The 15733-nt window shown below is 63.5% G+C and carries 16 protein-coding genes, 2 pseudogenes and 1 other annotated feature; of the genes and pseudogenes, 13 read left to right on the forward strand and 5 right to left on the reverse strand.

Annotated features, from left to right (window positions below; all coding sequences use genetic code 11):
• The first annotated feature begins 42 nt into the window (after window positions 1–42).
• From ada to ACI6S0_RS01035, 4 genes are all read left to right on the forward strand, one after another.
• Complete coding sequence (gene ada, locus ACI6S0_RS01020; protein WP_434404648.1) at window positions 43–1131, forward strand: bifunctional DNA-binding transcriptional regulator/O6-methylguanine-DNA methyltransferase Ada; 1089 nt, start codon at window positions 43–45, stop codon at window positions 1129–1131.
• Between the two features lie 86 nt (window positions 1132–1217).
• Entirely contained in the window at window positions 1218–1763 is a 546-nt protein-coding gene (locus ACI6S0_RS01025) for a YfiR family protein (protein WP_434404649.1), read from the forward strand.
• Window positions 1764–1765: 2 nt separating this feature from the next.
• Complete coding sequence (locus tag ACI6S0_RS01030) at window positions 1766–2986, forward strand: diguanylate cyclase domain-containing protein (protein WP_434404650.1); 1221 nt, start codon at window positions 1766–1768, stop codon at window positions 2984–2986.
• 14 nt (window positions 2987–3000) lie between these two features.
• Complete coding sequence (locus ACI6S0_RS01035; protein WP_434404651.1) at window positions 3001–3492, forward strand: OmpA family protein; 492 nt, start codon at window positions 3001–3003, stop codon at window positions 3490–3492.
• On the opposite strand, the gene ACI6S0_RS01040 is transcribed toward ACI6S0_RS01035, so the two are convergent.
• The 3 genes from ACI6S0_RS01040 to ACI6S0_RS01050 are packed head-to-tail and all read right to left on the reverse strand — an operon-like array spanning window position 3489 to window position 6510.
• Window positions 3489–3665 carry a DUF1289 domain-containing protein gene (locus ACI6S0_RS01040; RefSeq protein ID WP_434404652.1) on the reverse strand — a complete coding sequence of 59 codons (177 nt, stop codon included), beginning with the start codon at window positions 3663–3665 and terminating at the stop codon, window positions 3489–3491. The two genes, ACI6S0_RS01035 and ACI6S0_RS01040, sit on opposite strands and share 4 nt — an antisense overlap.
• Window positions 3665–5833: a primosomal protein N' gene (locus tag ACI6S0_RS01045; RefSeq protein WP_434404653.1), complete on the reverse strand. Its 2169-nt coding sequence runs from the start codon at window positions 5831–5833 to the stop codon at window positions 3665–3667. The genes ACI6S0_RS01040 and ACI6S0_RS01045 overlap by 1 nt, the downstream gene beginning before the upstream one ends.
• A 38-nt stretch (window positions 5834–5871) precedes the next feature.
• Window positions 5872–6510, reverse strand: coding sequence for a DUF2490 domain-containing protein (locus tag ACI6S0_RS01050; protein WP_434404654.1), 639 nt, complete (start codon window positions 6508–6510; stop codon window positions 5872–5874).
• 141 nt (window positions 6511–6651) lie between these two features.
• Between ACI6S0_RS01050 and fsa the strand changes: the two genes are divergently transcribed.
• From fsa to ACI6S0_RS01075, 5 genes are all read left to right on the forward strand, one after another.
• On the forward strand, window positions 6652–7305 hold the full coding sequence (gene fsa, locus ACI6S0_RS01055) for a fructose-6-phosphate aldolase (RefSeq protein WP_004210778.1): 654 nt from the start codon (window positions 6652–6654) through the stop codon (window positions 7303–7305).
• Window positions 7306–7391: 86 nt separating this feature from the next.
• On the forward strand, window positions 7392–7718 hold the full coding sequence (locus tag ACI6S0_RS01060) for an antibiotic biosynthesis monooxygenase family protein (RefSeq protein WP_434404656.1): 327 nt from the start codon (window positions 7392–7394) through the stop codon (window positions 7716–7718).
• A gap of 69 nt (window positions 7719–7787) precedes the next feature.
• Entirely contained in the window at window positions 7788–8996 is a 1209-nt protein-coding gene (locus tag ACI6S0_RS01065) for a GGDEF domain-containing protein (protein ID WP_434404657.1), read from the forward strand.
• Window positions 8997–9215: 219 nt separating this feature from the next.
• A complete protein-coding gene (locus ACI6S0_RS01070; RefSeq protein ID WP_279729077.1) occupies window positions 9216–9392 on the forward strand; it encodes a hypothetical protein in 177 nt (58 codons plus the stop codon).
• Between the two features lie 786 nt (window positions 9393–10178).
• A protein-coding gene (locus ACI6S0_RS01075; protein ID WP_120249343.1) for an IS3 family transposase occupies window positions 10179–11407 on the forward strand; the annotation gives its coding sequence in 2 pieces (ribosomal slippage) (window positions 10179–10467 and window positions 10467–11407; 1230 coding nt in all).
• Window positions 10460–10576 (forward strand) — a sequence feature (AL1L pseudoknot). (Overlaps the previous gene by 117 nt.)
• Before the next feature lie 39 nt (window positions 11408–11446).
• On the opposite strand, the pseudogene ACI6S0_RS01080 reads toward ACI6S0_RS01075, so the two are convergent.
• A pseudogene (locus ACI6S0_RS01080) lies at window positions 11447–11931 on the reverse strand (IS3 family transposase); the annotation flags it as partial.
• Between the two features lie 69 nt (window positions 11932–12000).
• Between ACI6S0_RS01080 and ACI6S0_RS01085 the strand changes: the two are divergent.
• Window positions 12001–13017, forward strand: a complete 1017-nt coding sequence (locus ACI6S0_RS01085) for an IS110 family transposase (RefSeq protein WP_026109761.1) — start codon at window positions 12001–12003, stop codon at window positions 13015–13017.
• Between the two features lie 231 nt (window positions 13018–13248).
• Here the strand turns inward: ACI6S0_RS01085 and ACI6S0_RS01090 are convergent.
• Window positions 13249–13377: pseudogene (locus ACI6S0_RS01090) on the reverse strand (transposase); the annotation flags it as partial.
• A 62-nt stretch (window positions 13378–13439) separates the two neighbouring features.
• Here ACI6S0_RS01090 and ACI6S0_RS01095 point away from each other — a divergent pair.
• The 3 genes from ACI6S0_RS01095 to ACI6S0_RS01105 all read left to right on the forward strand — a co-directional run bounded on the left by ACI6S0_RS01095 (window position 13440) and on the right by ACI6S0_RS01105 (window position 15730).
• The gene (locus ACI6S0_RS01095; protein ID WP_257211626.1) at window positions 13440–13604 is read left to right on the forward strand and encodes a hypothetical protein; all 165 of its coding nucleotides are present in this window, start codon (window positions 13440–13442) and stop codon (window positions 13602–13604) included.
• Between the two features lie 453 nt (window positions 13605–14057).
• Window positions 14058–14393 (forward strand): hypothetical protein, encoded by a 336-nt coding sequence (locus ACI6S0_RS01100; RefSeq protein WP_010338223.1) that lies wholly within the window; start codon window positions 14058–14060, stop codon window positions 14391–14393.
• A 74-nt stretch (window positions 14394–14467) separates the two neighbouring features.
• On the forward strand, window positions 14468–15730 hold the full coding sequence (locus ACI6S0_RS01105; protein ID WP_434404658.1) for a TolC family protein: 1263 nt from the start codon (window positions 14468–14470) through the stop codon (window positions 15728–15730).
• Window positions 15731–15733: the final 3 nt, after the last annotated feature.

The raw sequence follows: 15733 nt of genomic DNA on the forward strand, positions 1-15733 counted from the left end.
CGACGGGAAGCCTCGCCAAGCCGTCTGGATTACCCCATATCCATGAACCAGATGACACGCCTCGAACCCGTCCCGGCCGCCATGCCCGATGCCGAAGACTGCTGGGCCGCCTTTCTCGCACGCGATCGGCGGCAGGATGGCTGCTTCGTCGGGGCGGTGCTGACCACCGGCATCTATTGCAAGCCGAGCTGCCCGGCCCGGCACCCGAAGCGGGAGAATATGATCTTCCTGCCTGATGGTGCGGCGGCCCGTGCGGCGGGCTTTCGCGCCTGTCTGCGCTGCCGGCCGGATGAGGTCGGGCGCGACCAGCAGGCGGTGGAAGCGGCGATCCGCCTGATCCGCGCCGCCGAAACGCCGCCCCGGCTGGAGGAGATGGCCGACCATGTCGGCTATGCGCCGCATCATTTCCATCGCTTGTTCAAGCGGATCACCGGCCTGACCCCGGCCGCCTATGCCCGCGATCTGCGCGCCGAGCGGCTGAAGGCGGCACTGGCGACGCCCGGCAGCGTGACCGATGCGATCTATGAGGCCGGCTATAACGCGCCGAGCCGCGCCTATGCCGATGCCGAACGGCATCTGGGCATGACGCCCAGCGCCTGGCGCGAGGGCGGGCGCGGCGTCGATATCCGCCATGTCGTGATCGGGACGAGCCTGGGCGCGCTGCTGGTCGCGGCGACCGAGCGCGGCCTGTGCCGCATCGCCTTCGAGGAAGGGGAGGCAGACCTGCGCCGCCGATATCCCAACGCGACTCTGTTGCCCTCGGACGCCGCGCTGGATCGCTGGGCGGCGGCAGTGGCGGCGCTGGTCGACAATCCGGGCGCCGACGCGGACCTGCCGACCGATGTCGGCGGCACCGCCTTTCAGCAGGCGGTCTGGGCCGCCTTGCGGGCGATCCCGGCGGGCGAGACGCGCAGCTATGGAGAAATCGCCGCGGCGATCGGCCGGCCGGGCGCCGTGCGCGCAGCGGGGACCGCCTGCGGCGACAATGGCCTGGCAATATTGGTGCCGTGTCATCGTGTGCTGCGCAGCGACGGAAGCCTGGGCGGCTATGCCTATGGAGTCGACCGCAAGCGGAGCCTGCTGGAGGCGGAGCGTCGCGCGAAGATGACAGCGAAGGCGACAGGTGAATGATCCTTTCTCGATCCGCTTGCGTCACAATATTCTCGTAATTTAACTTTTGATTAACTATAGGCTCGCGCCTTCTTCAAAGGGGGCGGGTGGGCTTGCGTAGTCTGTTGTTCTGGCTGTTGCTGATGACGCCGACCATGACAGTGGCATTGCCGCTGGCGCGGCCGGTGGCGATGCCGATCGGTCCCGGTCCCGACCGGATGGCCGCCGGCGTTGCGCGCATGGTCGGATCCATCCTGGAATTTACCCGCTGGCCAACCGCGCGGCCGGTCGTGCGCATGTGCATGGCCGGTGTCGTCGCCCATGGCGACCAGTTGGATGAGATCAGCCTGACGAACGGGGCGCGGATCACCACGGTGGCGCTGGCCGCCGACGAGACCGCGCCGGCCGCGCGGTGCGATGCGCTTTATCTCGGAAGCCTGGACGCGGTGGTGCGCCAGCGTTTGATCGCCGCCATGCGCGGCAATGCGGTGGTGACGATCGCGGAGGATGATCGCGACTGTGCGGGCGGGGCGATGTTCTGCCTGTTGTTTGCGCCGCAGACGCTGTCCTTCCAGCTCAACATCGATGCGGTGTCCCGATCCACGGTGCGGATCGATCCGCGTGTGCTGCGCGTGGCGAAGGGGGGCTATTGACCATGGCCGAACCAAGCCTGACCGCAATGCCGACGTTGCGCCAGTTGCTGGCGCGAGCGCATCTGCGCCTGATTTTGTTCGCCGTGTTGATGGCGGGCCTGACGCTGACGGTGACAGGTGTCACCGTCATTCGCGGCTATGCCGCGCGCAACCTGACGCTGATCGCGCAGACCGTCGCCTATACGGTCGAGCCGGCCCTGCTGTTCGAGGATGTCGATGCGGCGCGGCGCGGGATCGCTACGGTGGCGGCATCCGAAAGCGTGCGATCGGTCGAACTGCATGATCGTGATGGACGGCTGATCGCGGCCTGGAACCGGCCCGATCGCGGCATGGCCGGCAGCCTGTCCCGGATCGTGGACGCGCTGTTCTGGCCCAGCCCGGTGCGGGTGCCGGTTCATCATGGGCCGGTCGTCGTCGCCGAAGTGCAGGTGTTCGGCGATGCCGGAGGGCTGGGGCGCTATATCCTGTCGGGGGTGGCCACTGCGCTCGCCTGCCTGGGGCTGACCATCGTCGCGACCCAGTTGCTGGCGCGGCGGTTGCAGCGCGACGTGACGGGACCATTGGCCCATATTGCGCAAGTCGCCCATGCAGTTCGCACTGACCGCCAGTTCGATCGGCGCGTGCCGGTCGCCGGCATTCATGAGGTCGATCAGTTCGCGCGCGATTTCAATGCGCTGCTGGATGAACTGGACGAATGGCACACCGGCATTTTGAACGAGAATCGGATCCTGGAGCGCCAGGCGACGCGCGATCCGCTGACCGGCCTTGGCAATCGTGCGATGTTCGAGCGAGAGCTGGCGGCGACCATGGCGCAGGCCGATGCAGGCGACACATCCTTCGCGGTCATCTATGTCGATGTGAACCGGTTCAAGCAGGTCAATGACAGCCATGGGCATGATGCCGGCGATGTCATGCTGATCGTCATCGCCGCGCGGCTGCGGATGGCCTTGAGGCCGGGCGACATGGCCTTCCGTCTGGGCGGCGACGAATTTGCGCTGATCCTGGCGGCCGGGGCGACCCGATCCGAGGCCGATCAGATGTCGGCCCAGATCGGGGCCGGCATGACCCAGCCGATCATGTTGCCGAGCGGCGTCAGCATCCGATCCTCGCTGAGCATCGGCAGCGCTCTCTATCCACAGGACAGTGTCGATCCGCGCGCACTGCTGCGCCATGCCGACGCGGCCATGTATGCGGCCAAGGCGCGGAGCGACGGCCGGAATTGATGATGAGGAACAATATGCGAAAGCTTCTTTCCCTCCTGGCGCTGACTTTGCTGGCAGCCTGTCAGACGGTGGAGCCGAGTGATGGCTTCACCGAAGCACAGAAGACGGTGCTGCGCGCCAATGGCTTTCAGCCGGTCGGCAGCAACTGGGAATTCGGCATGGCCGACCGGCTGTTGTTCTCGACCGACCAGAGCGTGCTGATCCCGGCGCAGCGCGACGTGATCAGCCGGATCGCGAGCGCGCTGGTCGCCGTCGAAGTGCGCGGCGCCAAGGTGGAGGGGCATACGGACAATACCGGCACGGCCGCCTATAATGAGCAATTGTCGCAGAAGCGGGCGCAGGCCGTTGCCGACGCGCTGGCGGCGGGCGGCATGGCACCGGCGGCTCTGCATCCGGTGGGCATGGGGTTGCGGGTGCCGGTGGCGAGCAATGACAGCGAGGTCGGCCGTCAGGAAAACCGCCGCGTGGTCATCATCGTCGCACCAGGCGATGCGATGCCGCTTTAACGGCGAATCGGCTCGAAATCCTTCACCCGCGCCATGACGGCGGCGCGTTCGGCGTCGGTCATGCTGCGCCAGTGAACGATTTCGTCGAGCGTGCGGCCACAGCCGGTGCAGCTCTTGCGTTCCGCATCGAGCGAACAGAGATTGCGGCATGGGCACTCGATCGGCGCGGCCATCACATGAAGCTGTAGGGATCGATGTCCACCGCGACGCGGGTGGTGGATTTCCACACCAGATTGCCCAGCCATTCGCGGATCACCGACTGGATGTCGACCTGGCGCGTGGCGTGGATCAGCAGCCGGTGGCGATGCCGGCCGCGCAGCACCGAAAGGGGGGCTGGGGCGGGGCCATAGACCCGCATGCCCTCCACCTGTGGCGCCGACTTGCCGATCAGCCGCGCGGTTTGTGCGGCTTCGTCGCTATCCTCGCTGGAAATGATGATCGCGGCGAAACGGCCGAAGGGCGGGGCGTTGGCGCGGCGGCGATTTTCGGTCTCGATCAGATAGAAGCGCTCGCTGTCGCCGGCGATCAGTGCCTGGATCACCTCCGCATCGGGCATGCGGGTCTGGATGAAGACATGGCCCGGCTTTTCGCCGCGCCCGGCGCGCCCGGCGACCTGCATGATCTGCTGGAAGGTGCGTTCAGACGCGCGCAGATCGCCGCCCTCCAACCCCAGGTCCGCGTCGATCACGCCGACCAGGGTCAGGTTGGGGAAATGATAGCCCTTGGTGATGAGCTGGGTGCCGACGATGATGTCGATGTCGCCGGCCTCGACCGACTTGACGAAATCGGCGGCGCGGGCGGGCGAATGCAGCGTGTCGGACGTGGCGATGGCCACCCGCGCCTGTGGCCACAGCGCCTTCACTTCGTCGGCGATGCGCTCGACGCCGGGGCCGCAGGCGACCAGGCTGTCCTCTTCCTTGCATTCGGGGCAGAAGCGCGGCGCCGGGATGACATGGCCGCAATGATGGCAGGCCAGCCGCTTGGTCAGCCGATGCTCGACCATCCAGCTGGTGCAATTGGGGCATTGGAAGCGATAGCCGCAATGGCGGCACAGCGTCAGCGGCGCATAGCCGCGTCGGTTGAGGAAGAGCAGGCTCTGCTCGCCCTTGGCCAGTACTTCCTCCATCGCCACCACCAGCGGCGGCGCGATCCAGCGGCCGCGCTCGGGCGGATCGGTCAGCAGGTTGATGCCTTCGATATCGGGCATCTGCGCGCCGCCGAAACGGGCGGGCAGCTTGATCTCGCGATAACGGCCGAGATCTACCTGGTGCCGTGTCTCGATCGCGGGAGTGGCGGAGGCCAGAACGACCGGGAAATGTTCGATGAGGCCCCGCATCACCGCGACGTCGCGGGCGTGATAATGGACGCCTTCCTCCTGCTTGAAGCTCGCCTCATGCGCTTCGTCGACGACGATCAGGCCCAGATTTGGGTAGGGCAGGAACAAGGCGGACCGGGCACCGACGACAACACGGGCCTCGCCTGCCGCGATCGCGCGCCAGGCGCGCCGGCGTTCGCTCTGGCGCAGGCCGCTATGCCAGTTGACGGGGACCGTGCCGAAGCGTTTTTCGAACCGCTCAAGGAAGGGTTCGGTCAGGGCGATTTCGGGCAGCAGCACCAAGGTCTGCTTGCCGGCGCGGATGGCCGCGGCGATCGCCTCGAAATAGACCTCGGTCTTGCCCGATCCGGTGACGCCGTCGAGCAGGAAGGGGGCGAATTCATGGGCACGCACCGCATCCGCCATGTCGGTCGCGGCCGCCATCTGCTGGTCGGACAGGGCCGGCGGCGCGTGGGCCGGGTCGGGCTCGGGGAAAGGCGTGTCGACGCTGACCTCGACCGGTTCGAACGCGCCTGCCTTCACCAGACCGCGGATCACCGTGTCGCTGACCCCGCCGATCATCGCCAGTTCGCGCACCAGCCCCTGCCGGTCGCCGATCCGCTCCATCGCCTGGGTCCGCTGTTCGGTCATGCGATCGGGCCGCTGGCCGGTGGCACGATATTCGATGACGGTGCGCGTGCCCTCCAGCGCGGACATCGACGCCAGCGCCATGCGCAGCACGGCGGCCGGCGGAGCAAGATAATAGTCGGCGGTCCATTCGATCAGCCGGCGCAGCGTTTCAGGCAGCGGCGGCGCGTCCAGCACTTCCAGCAGGTTGCGCAGCCGGTTGTCGCCGACCGTCTCGACATCCGGAAAGGACTCCTCGTCCCAGACCACACCGACCAGCTGGCGCGGGCCCAGCGGGGCGACCACGATGCTGCCCGGCCTGGCCGTCATGCCATGGGGGATGCGATAGTCGAGCGGGCCGAGGGCGGCATTGAGCAGGAGGACACGGGCGCGGGCCATGGAGCGTCCTTAACCGCTCTTGCCGTTCTGGCAAATCGTCAGAGCCGCCAGGCGATCGCCAGCCAGGGGACATGGACGACCTCGTCGGGGCGGTCGTCGGGAAAACTATGCTGGCGCATATAGCTGAGCTGGATGCCGAGCCGCGGCGTCAGCACATGGCGCAGGCCGATCAGCTGCCGCGTGGTGACAAGTTCGCTGTCCTGGACCGCGCTTGGCTTGTGCAGTTCGAAGAAAAATTCGGCGGAGGTCAGGAGGAACCATTTCCGCTGCTTTTCCAGCGGGATGTCGAGCTGGATGCGTTCGCGCAGGCGCCAGGCCGGGCGGGCGGCGCTGTCGATATAGCGCTGTTCCAGCCGGGTGCGGCTCTGCAGCACGCCCAGATCCACGATCAGCTGCTGGTGGAAGCGCATCTCCTTCTGCTTCCGGCTGGTGACGAAGGCGAAGCCGCCGCCCAGTTGCACGCCATCGGCGATCCGATGGTCCAGGGTGATCCGTTGCAGCAGCTGGTCGTCGGCCGGCCGCAGGCGATAGCTTGTTTCGATGCCGATGCGATCATTGTCGTCAATCTGCGCGACGCCGCCAGCGCTGATCCAGGTCTGCGCCTCCTGATCCGCAGCGCGGGCGGAAAAGGGCAGGACGAGCATGGCGAGGGCAGTCAGGCAAATATATGCGCGCATCGCAAACATCATGGCCGCTCCCCTGTCGCGGAAGAGGTAGAAGGCGGCGGGGGGCAAGGCAATCACCGTTCGCCCCGATGGCCAATCCATCGGCCAGCCGCTAAAGGGAGCCGATTCGCGAATCCTGCCCCGGAGCATCCCATGAAATTCTTCGTCGACACCGCCGACATTGCCGAAATCCGTGACCTGGCCGCCACCGGCCTGCTGGACGGCGTCACCACCAACCCGTCGCTGATCCACAAGTCGGGCCGCAAGTTCCTGGAAGTGATCGAGGAAATCTGCGGCGTCGTCGACGGCCCGGTATCGGCCGAGGTCGTCGCGCTCGACCATGAGACGATGATGAAGGAAGCCGCGGTCCTGCGGAAGATCGCCCCCAATGTCTGCATCAAGGTGCCGCTGACCATCGACGGCCTCAAGACCTGCAAGGCGCTGACCGACGATGGCGTGATGGTGAACGTCACCCTCTGCTTCTCGGCCAACCAGGCACTGCTCGCGGCCAAGGCCGGCGCCAGCTTCATCTCGCCCTTCGTCGGCCGTCATGACGATAATGGCTTCGACGGCATGCAGCTGATCGAAGACATCCGCCTGATCTACGACAATTACGCGTTCGACACCGAAATCCTGGTCGCGTCGGTCCGTCACCCGATCCATGTGCTCGACAGCGCCAAGATCGGCGCCGATGTGATGACCGCGCCGCCGGCCGTCATCAAGGCCCTGTTCAACCATGTGCTGACCGACAAGGGCATTGCCGGCTTCATGTCGGATTGGGCCAAGACCGGCCAGTCGATCCTCTAAGCGACATTGCCGGCGGGCGGGCGATCGGCCTGCCCGCCGGAACTCCTGCCGCCGCCCGGCCATTGTCTCCGCACAAGGAGGTGGCCATGTTCGTTGCGGTCTATTGGTGGCGCATCCACCCCGGCAAGGAAGAGCAGTTCCGTGCAGCCTGGCGCCGCGGCACCGACCTCATCCGTGAAAAATATGGCAGCTATGGATCGCGCCTGCACCGCGATGTGGACGGGCGGTTCGTGGGCTATGCCGAATGGCCGGACGAGGCGACCTGGCGCGCGGCGTTCGACGCGAAGATGGTCTATGATGATCCGGACACCCGCGCCGCCTTTGTTGACGCGATCGCCGAAGTGCCGGCGGATGCCGACCCGATCTTCACCATGACGGTCACCGACGACCTGCTGATGCGTGCGACGAGCTGAGCCGGGCGGGAACCTTTTGTTCAGCATATTCGGATAGATAACGCGCTCCTTTCCCCGATGAACCTGTCCATGCCGATCGACGCCGTCACCATGCTGCTCATGACCCAGGCCATCGCCCTTGTTGCGGCGCTGGTGCTGGCCGCCGAATGGCGTCTGGCAAAGGTGCGCTCGCTCGCCTGGTGGAGCGCGGGATTCGCGACCATCGTGGTGGGCAGCGGCATGTCGGTGCTGCGCACGGTGGACAGCTTCCTTCTCTATGTCTGGCTGGCCAATGGCCTGCTGGTGGTGGCGCATCTGTTGTTCGCCAAGGGGGCGGCGGCCTTTGCCGGGCGACGCCTCCCTGGCATCTGGCTCGGCGTGCTGCTGGTCTGGGTGGCGCTGCTGGGCACCGATCCGGCAAGTGATCGCACCGCCCTGTTCGGTCTCGTCAATTCGGCGCTGGTCGCGATCCTGTCGCTCAAGGCCGCGTCCCTCCTGCTTTCGCTCCGCCGCACCAGCGAAGTGCGCGATGCGGTGCGGCTGGGGCACATCTTCCTTGGCCACGGCATATTCTACCTCGCCAAGTCGGGGCTGATCTTCATGCCGGGCCTGTTTGTCAGCCTAGTCGGCTTCAAGGGGCTGCTGATCAAGGCCTCGCTCTATGAGGGCATATTGGTCGAAGTGTCGCTGGCGCTGCTGATGCTGGCGGCGGTGCGGCACCGGCGCGAACGGCAGATCACGGCGCTGGCGGAGCGGGATTCGCTGACCGGCGCCTATAATCGCCGCGCGTTCGAGGCGAAGGCGGCAGCCGGCATGGCGCTGGCGCGGCGGGCCGGCCAGCCGGTGGCCCTGCTGCTGTGCGACGTCGATCATTTCAAGGCGGTCAATGACGGCTTCGGCCACGCCACCGGGGACCGGCTGCTGTCGGGCCTGGCCGAAATATTGACGGATTGCGTACCCGCCGATGCACTGGTGGCGCGGCTGGGCGGCGATGAGTTCGCCGTTCTGCTCTTTGGCCTCCCACCCGAAAATCTGCCGGCGCTCGGTCGCCGCATCTGCCATCGTTTCGCGCAGAGCGGGGCGGGTGTCGCCGGGGCGAGTCTGCAAGTGTCGACCAGCATCGGGGCGGCGGCCAGCATCACGGGCACGGAGGAACTGCCGCATCTGTTCGATCGGGCGGACCGCGCGCTCTATGACGCCAAGCGCAAGGGGCGCGATCGCATGTCGTTTGACGCCGACATGGAGCAGGGCGCCGCAAGTCCGCCACTGCGTCTCGCCAGCGTGGCCCGCCGCGCCTGATCGGCGATTCGCTCCCGTGATCAGCGCCCTGAATGTGCCGCCGAAACACCGATTTCCCGACAATTGGTCGCTGTCCGCGGATCGGATCGCGACTGGTCGTGCACGGGACAAGCTCGTTCGTCGGGAACTTGATTTAAATCAATGAGTTATTACTTGCGCGATATGGCCGTAGAATAACAAGGTTGGTCATCGGTTGTCGCCATATAACAGGGGTTTGCGATGGATAAGATAGAAAAACTGGCACGGGAGATGGCCGCGGCGGATCGGCAGAAATTGCTCGATCAGATCGCCGCGGGGGAAACCCATATCGATCTGGGTTATCACCCTGAATGGAGCGTGATGCCGGAACATCAGCGCCAATATTATGTGAACAAGGCAACCAGTCAGGCAGAATGACAAGGGCGCGTGTCGCCGCGCCGCCTTGGCAGTTAGCAGCATCGCGAAACCCAAGCAGCGGCGCGCCGGGATGGCAAGCGGGGCGGCACAGCAAGGCGCCATCGCGCAATCTGTCGGTTGTCAGGAAGTCTGCTCCTGGCACCCACGCATTTCGGCACTTTTGTCACCAGAGGATCACGGCTGATTTTCAACCTCTGCTCCTCTGAAGCGGGTTTTGTGTCAACCTCTGCTCCGACCGCAATGGGGTAGATGCAGTTTGGTGTCGATGGGCGTATCGTTAGTAGTGGCAGCTCATTGTTTAACGGCTATTTTTGCTATTTGTGCGTGGGAGTCGAGCTGAGGTAAATTCCTGATTGTTTGATTTTTGCGGCCCTTTGGTAACCGCCTGTACTGCAGTGGTAGCTGATGCGATTGCCGCGATCTCACGATTAACCTGAAGGCCTGCGTGATGGCGTTCTAAGAGAAGGGCAATAGCTGGACGCACAACATGCAGAGGGAGAGACTCATCAACTGCGTATGGGTTTGAAGGATCGCTGCGTGGATTGACCGCGACACGACCGAGCTTAGTTCCAAACAGAGCAGTGAGAGGCAATCCTGGGCGGCGAGCATCTACCTGTATGTCTGGCTCAGAAATGCCGAGTAAGCGCATCTGAACCTTCAGCCGCGGATCATTGATGGGAGCGCCCCGGTAAATTACCAACGACGCGGGCGAAGGCGTTTTAGGCTTTGTCTTTGAACCGCCCCGGGTTTGCCGGAGGCTCCAACTCCTGAGAAGGTGGAGCCTGTATGAGCAAGACAACGAACAAGTTTGCGCCGGAAGTCCGCGAGCGCGCGGTGCGTATGGTGATCGATCACGAACGTGATTACCCCTCTCGCTGGGCAGCGGTGGTTTCGATTGCGGAGAAGATCGGCTGCGTTCCGCAGACGCTGCATGAGTGGGTGAAGAAGGCTGAGGTCGACAGCGGCAAGCGCGCGGGCGTCCCGACCGAGGTAGCCGACAAGATGAAGGCACTGGAGCGCGAGGTCCGCGAGCTGCGACAGGCCAATGAGATCCTGCGCAAGGCATCGGCATATTTTGCCCAGGCGGAGCTCGACCGCCCGTTCCGGCGATGATCGCCTTCATCGACGATCACCGCGATGCCTATGGGGTCGAGCCGATCTGCCGTGTCCTGCCGATCGCCCCATCCACTTACCACGAGCGCGTCGCAAAGCGGCAGGATCCGACACGCCTGTCGGCGCGGGCGCAGCGGGACGTCGCCCTGAAGCCCGAGGTCGCGCGCGTATTCGCCGAGAACTTCGCGGTCTACGGCGTGCGCAAGGTCTGGCGGCAGATGATGCGGGAAGGCTTTCCGGTCGCCCGCTGCACAGTCGCGCGGTTGATGCGGGAGATGGGCTTGGCAGGGGTGATCCGGGGCAAGCCGGTGCGCACAACTATCAGTGACAAGGCGGCGCCATGCCCTCTCGATCACGTCAACCGCAAGTTCTACGCGCCAGCGCCGAACATGCTGTGGGTGTCGGACTTCACCTACGTCGCGACCTGGGCGGGGTTCGTCTACGTTGCCTTCGTCATCGATACCTATGCTCGGCGGATTGTAGGTTGGCGGGCCAGCAGAACGGCCCATGCCAGCTTCGTGCTCGATGCTCTGGAACAGGCGCTTCACGATCGTCGGCCGGCCCATCGGGGCGGCCTCATCCATCATAGCGATCGCGGGTCGCAATACGTCTCCATCAAGTACACCGAGCGTCTCGCCGAAGCCGGGATAGAACCCTCAGTCGGCAGCGTCGGCGATAGCTATGACAACGCTTTGGCCGAGACGATCAATGGCCTTTACAAGGCTGAGGTGATCCACAGGCGTGGACCATGGCGCAGCTTCGAAGCAGTCGAATATGCCACGCTCGAATGGGTCGACTGGTTCAACCATCGTCGGCTGCTGGAGTCCATCGGCAACATCCCTCCTGCCGAAGCCGAAGAACAATATTATGCTGCCGCGGCCAACATCGATATGGCAGCGTGACTCACAACCCAATGCCTCCGGCAGACCCGGTGCGGTTCAGATGCATGATCCGTCGTTGAGCCATAGACGCCCGCGTTTGGGCTGGCGCTGCGGCACCTTGAGCCCTTCGCGCCGCCATATCCGCTCGACCCGTTTATGGTTCACCGTCCACCCCGCATGGCACAGCAACGCCGTGACCCGGCGGTAGCCGTAACGACCATATTGCTTTGCCAAGGCGATGATGTCCTCCGTCAGCGCCTGTTCGTCATCCGCCCCACGCGGCACTTTACGCTGTGTCGATCGATGCTGCCCTAGAACCCGGCATATCCGTCGCTCGGATAGCCGGACTGGCAGATCCCGTCGTATATGATCGATGCAGCGCCGTCGCCGCGCGGGGCTCAGAAGTTTCCCCGTGCAGCTTCCTGCAATATCAGCTTGTCCAGCGTCAGGTCCGAGATCGCCCGGCGCAGCCGTTGGTTTTCCTTCTCCAGATCCTTCATCCGCCGTGCCTGGTCGGTCTTCAGCCCGCCATATTCCTTGCGCCAGCTAATGGGATGGACGGCTCTCCCACCCCGGAGCATCGTTGTGCAACCGGCAGTCGAAGGAGAGGAATGATGACCATCGATGTACTTGGTATTGATCTGGCGAAGAATGTCTTCCAGCTGCATGGCGTTGATCGCAAGGGCAATGCGATTTTCAAACGGCGGGTCATGCGCGACCAACTACTTTCGGTGCTGGCCGGGATTGAGCCCTGCACCGTCGCGATCGAAGCCTGCACAGGAGCATTTTGCTGGGCCCGCCAATTTGAAGAGTTGGGCCACAACGTGAAGATCGTGAGTCCTCAATATGTGAAGCCATTTGTCCGCAGGCAGAAGAACGACGGCAACGATGCCGAGGCGATCTGTACGGCTGTGCGTCAACCCCACATTCCGCTGGTGCCTAAGAAAAGCGTTGAGCAACAGGATATCCAGGCTCTACACCGCGCCCGCCAGCGTCTTGTGAACCACCGAACGGCCCTGGTCAGCCAGATGCGCGGGCTGCTGCTTGATCGTGGCATTGCCTTTGCCAAGTCGATTACCCGGGTGAGACGCATGATTCCGGAGATACTCGCACGCGCCGACTCCGGCCTCTCGACTATGGCCCGTGAGACCATTGCCGAGCTCTGGGATTTCTTCTGCGATCTCGAACGCCGCATCGAGCATTTCGACAAGAAAATCGAAGCCGTCTTCAAATCGAGCGAGCCCTGTCAGCGTGTCGCCAGGATCAAAGGCGTTGGGCCCAAAACGGCAACAGCGATTGTCGCGGCGGTCGGCGATGGTTCGGACTTCAGGAATGGGCGCCACATGGCGGCCTGGCTTGGATTAGTACCGCGCCAGTTCTCGAGCGGTGATAAGGCGGTGCTTATGGGCATCTCTAAACGAGGAAGCCAGCATTTGCGCAGCCTATTGGTTCACGGCGCGCGTGCCGTCGTGAGAACGGCACCCAATAAAAATGATCCCATCAGCCAATGGGCCAACCAGCTTCGGGAGCGACGCGGGTTCAACCGCGCAACGGTTGCCATCGCCAACAAGAATGCACGGATAATCTGGGCCGTGCTTCGAACGGGCGATCAATACCGCGCCGCCGCCTGAAGAACCGAACCAGTTTGCGAGTAGACGGAGAAATGGACTGCACTGATCGAGCCGACGCGCGACGAGCCTGACTATTATCGAGGCCCTTGAGGCCTACCAGCTGTAGAGGTGCGCGTGTGCGGATTTCCCATTTGGGCGCTCTGGACAACCAGCTGACGCCGGATAGATGTTTGCAACTGATCCACGCAGAACGTTTCAATGCCGCTTGCAAAGGGAGAGCCGTCCATAGAGATAATAGGTCTGCTCGCTGACCCCGATCCGACGGCAGGCTTCGGCGGTCGAAGCCCCCTGCGCCAGCACGATCTCAACTTCACGCAGCTTGCCGATGATCTCTTCCGGCTTGTGCTTCTTGCTCGGCATTCAATGTCCCTTTCGCGGTCCAGACTATCATAGTCTCTGGGCCACTCAGCGGGGGGCAGATCATGATCGCCGATCAATTCTCTGACGTGTTCGATGACCTCCACGCCCGCATCAAGTGGCACCGCGCTGCTCTTCTTGTCGTTGGCGGCGTTCTGTCGCTCGGCGTGATTATAACGGCAGTCGCAGTCTGGAGGCTTTTGCCGGCCAACGGTTGGCAATGCCTCTAAGGGGATACTGCATGGATTTCCAGCCGTGATCTTCGTCGGAAATCAAGATCGCATCGTAGAAGAATGCATGAGCAATTATCGGGCGGCACTCACGGATTGAGAGGAAGCTTTGGTTCCCCGGATGGTCCGCGGATAAGCGGCATCAGAAAGCTTCTGTCTAAAGTGCAGCCTGATTCCAAAGGATCTGTAATGCCCATAAGACGGGGGGTGGCTATTTTGCAAATTGCGCCTTGTGTCTAGGTCGGTATGCAGATTTATTCGAATGATTCTTGTCTGTGCCATAATGTATATTTGATCGCATCATAGTTTAGGTAAAGTTAATCCGTGATGATATGGTGTATCAGTGCGCTATCATGGCACAATGATCTGATGTAACATTCGGAAACAGTCCAATATGCCGCGATTTTAATTTTGCAGATGACATTCTGCGAAAAGCCTACTATGTAGCCTGTCATGCGCCGCTTAGGACGTTTCCTGCTCTGCCTGCTTTCGTTGTCCATGCTGACGACGACGCTGGTGCATGCCCAGGAAGTTCCTAACGCCCGTGCCCCCACAATCGAGTGCACGGGTTACGTGCATAGCGAAGGGGACGCGGACCAGACGCAGGGTGATGCCGACAAGGCGATCCCGCATCATCATGGCGGTTGCCAGGGTGCTCCGGCTTTCGTTCCGGTCTCTGCAAGCGAAGATATGCTTCCGTTGGCGGTGGACGCGCCTGTGTTCATCCCTGCGCCGATTCCGTCCAAGCGCTGGGCCATCGGCCCCGACCTGCGCCCACCCATAGCCTGACAGAGCCATAATGGACCGTTGCGCCTGAATTCAGGCCGCCGGTCGTCCATGACTCGTGTTCAGGATTCCTATTCATGTTCCGATCCATTGCAGCCTTATTGGCTGCCGTGTCCTGCGTCGCTGTGGCGCAGGCACAGGAGATGCCCGCTGCGGTAGCGGGGGCGTCACCCTATACGCTTGATCAGGCAGTCGCCGCCGCTGGTGGCAGCGCCCCGGCGGCCGAAGCCGCGCAAGCCAATGTCGAAGCGGCCCGCGCCGCACGTACCGTCGCTGGTCTTCGTCCCAATCCCACCGTGCAGACGCAGGTGGAGAATATCGCAGGAAGCGGACCGTATCGCGGCGTTGGTAGCGCCGAGTCGACGGTCATCATGGCTGTTCCCATCGAACTGGGTGGCAAGCGGTCCGCACGCATCGCGGTCGCTAATGCCCAGACCGACAAGGCGCTGCTAGTCTCGGCGATCACGCAGGCAGACATCAGGCTGCAGATCACGCAGCTGTATATCGAAGCGGCTGCTGCCGAACGGCGTGTCCAAACGGCACGCGATCAGGCGCGGATAGCCGGCGACGCCGCGAACGCTGCGAGTGTACGGGTAAAGGCCGGACGGGCCTCTCCGATCGAGGAGCAGCGCGCTAACGTTGCGAAGATCAACGCCGATGCCGAACTGGTTCGGACTATCCGGCTGGCACAGGCCAGCCGCGCTAATCTCGAGCGTCGGATTGGGCAACCGATGGGCGGACCGCTCGATACGGCTTGGTTGGAGCGCTTGCCACGTGGCTATGGTCCCGAAGTCCCACCGAGCGCGGTAGGTACGCTGGCCCTGGCTGCCGCAGACGCGGACCTTGCCGTAGCTGATGCCAATGTCCGACTCGCCAATTCTCAACGAGTCCCCAATCTCGAAGCTGGCCCCGGTTTACGCAGGCTGTCAGCCACCAACGATACGGCCCTGATCTTCACGGTCACGATGCCTATCCCGATCTTCAATTCGGGCAAGGCGGCTGTCGCGCAGGCTCGCGCGCAGCGCAATCAGGTGGAAGCCCAGAAGCGTATGACGGCACTCGACGTCGAGCAGGCCATCACCGACGCGCAGACATCGGCATCGAATGCCGCAGTCACTGCACAGACGGCTACTGGTCCTGCCCTTGAGGCAGCTCAGGAAGCGGCTCGTATTGCGCGCATCGGCTATCGCGAAGGCAAGTTCGGCCAGCTCGATCTGCTCGATGCCGAACGTACGCTCGCCCAGACGCGCCTCGCGGCCATCGACGCGCTCGCCTCTTACCAGAATGCCCGCGCGCAGCTGGAGCGCCTGACAGCGCCCGCGCCGGAACAGGGGAACTGATCC

It is taken from the genome of Sphingobium sp. DN12 (genome assembly GCF_051058005.1).
GTDB lineage: Bacteria > Pseudomonadota > Alphaproteobacteria > Sphingomonadales > Sphingomonadaceae > Sphingobium > Sphingobium yanoikuyae.

What these genes read in the sequence shown, in the direction of transcription:
- ada (WP_434404648.1), top strand. Translation starts at nt 43, where the DNA reads ATGAACCAGATGACACGCCTCGAACCCGTCCCGGCCGCCATGCCCGAT.
- ACI6S0_RS01030 (WP_434404650.1), top strand. Translation starts at nt 1,766, where the DNA reads ATGGCCGAACCAAGCCTGACCGCAATGCCGACGTTGCGCCAGTTGCTG.
- ACI6S0_RS01035 (WP_434404651.1), top strand. Translation starts at nt 3,001, where the DNA reads ATGCGAAAGCTTCTTTCCCTCCTGGCGCTGACTTTGCTGGCAGCCTGT.
- ACI6S0_RS01040 (WP_434404652.1), bottom strand. Translation starts at nt 3,665, where the DNA reads ATGGCCGCGCCGATCGAGTGCCCATGCCGCAATCTCTGTTCGCTCGAT.
- ACI6S0_RS01045 (WP_434404653.1), bottom strand. Translation starts at nt 5,833, where the DNA reads ATGGCCCGCGCCCGTGTCCTCCTGCTCAATGCCGCCCTCGGCCCGCTC.
- ACI6S0_RS01050 (WP_434404654.1), bottom strand. Translation starts at nt 6,510, where the DNA reads ATGCGCGCATATATTTGCCTGACTGCCCTCGCCATGCTCGTCCTGCCC.
- fsa (WP_004210778.1), top strand. Translation starts at nt 6,652, where the DNA reads ATGAAATTCTTCGTCGACACCGCCGACATTGCCGAAATCCGTGACCTG.
- ACI6S0_RS01060 (WP_434404656.1), top strand. Translation starts at nt 7,392, where the DNA reads ATGTTCGTTGCGGTCTATTGGTGGCGCATCCACCCCGGCAAGGAAGAG.
- ACI6S0_RS01065 (WP_434404657.1), top strand. Translation starts at nt 7,788, where the DNA reads ATGCCGATCGACGCCGTCACCATGCTGCTCATGACCCAGGCCATCGCC.
- ACI6S0_RS01070 (WP_279729077.1), top strand. Translation starts at nt 9,216, where the DNA reads ATGGATAAGATAGAAAAACTGGCACGGGAGATGGCCGCGGCGGATCGG.
- ACI6S0_RS01085 (WP_026109761.1), top strand. Translation starts at nt 12,001, where the DNA reads ATGACCATCGATGTACTTGGTATTGATCTGGCGAAGAATGTCTTCCAG.
- ACI6S0_RS01095 (WP_257211626.1), top strand. Translation starts at nt 13,440, where the DNA reads ATGATCGCCGATCAATTCTCTGACGTGTTCGATGACCTCCACGCCCGC.
- ACI6S0_RS01100 (WP_010338223.1), top strand. Translation starts at nt 14,058, where the DNA reads ATGCGCCGCTTAGGACGTTTCCTGCTCTGCCTGCTTTCGTTGTCCATG.
- ACI6S0_RS01105 (WP_434404658.1), top strand. Translation starts at nt 14,468, where the DNA reads ATGTTCCGATCCATTGCAGCCTTATTGGCTGCCGTGTCCTGCGTCGCT.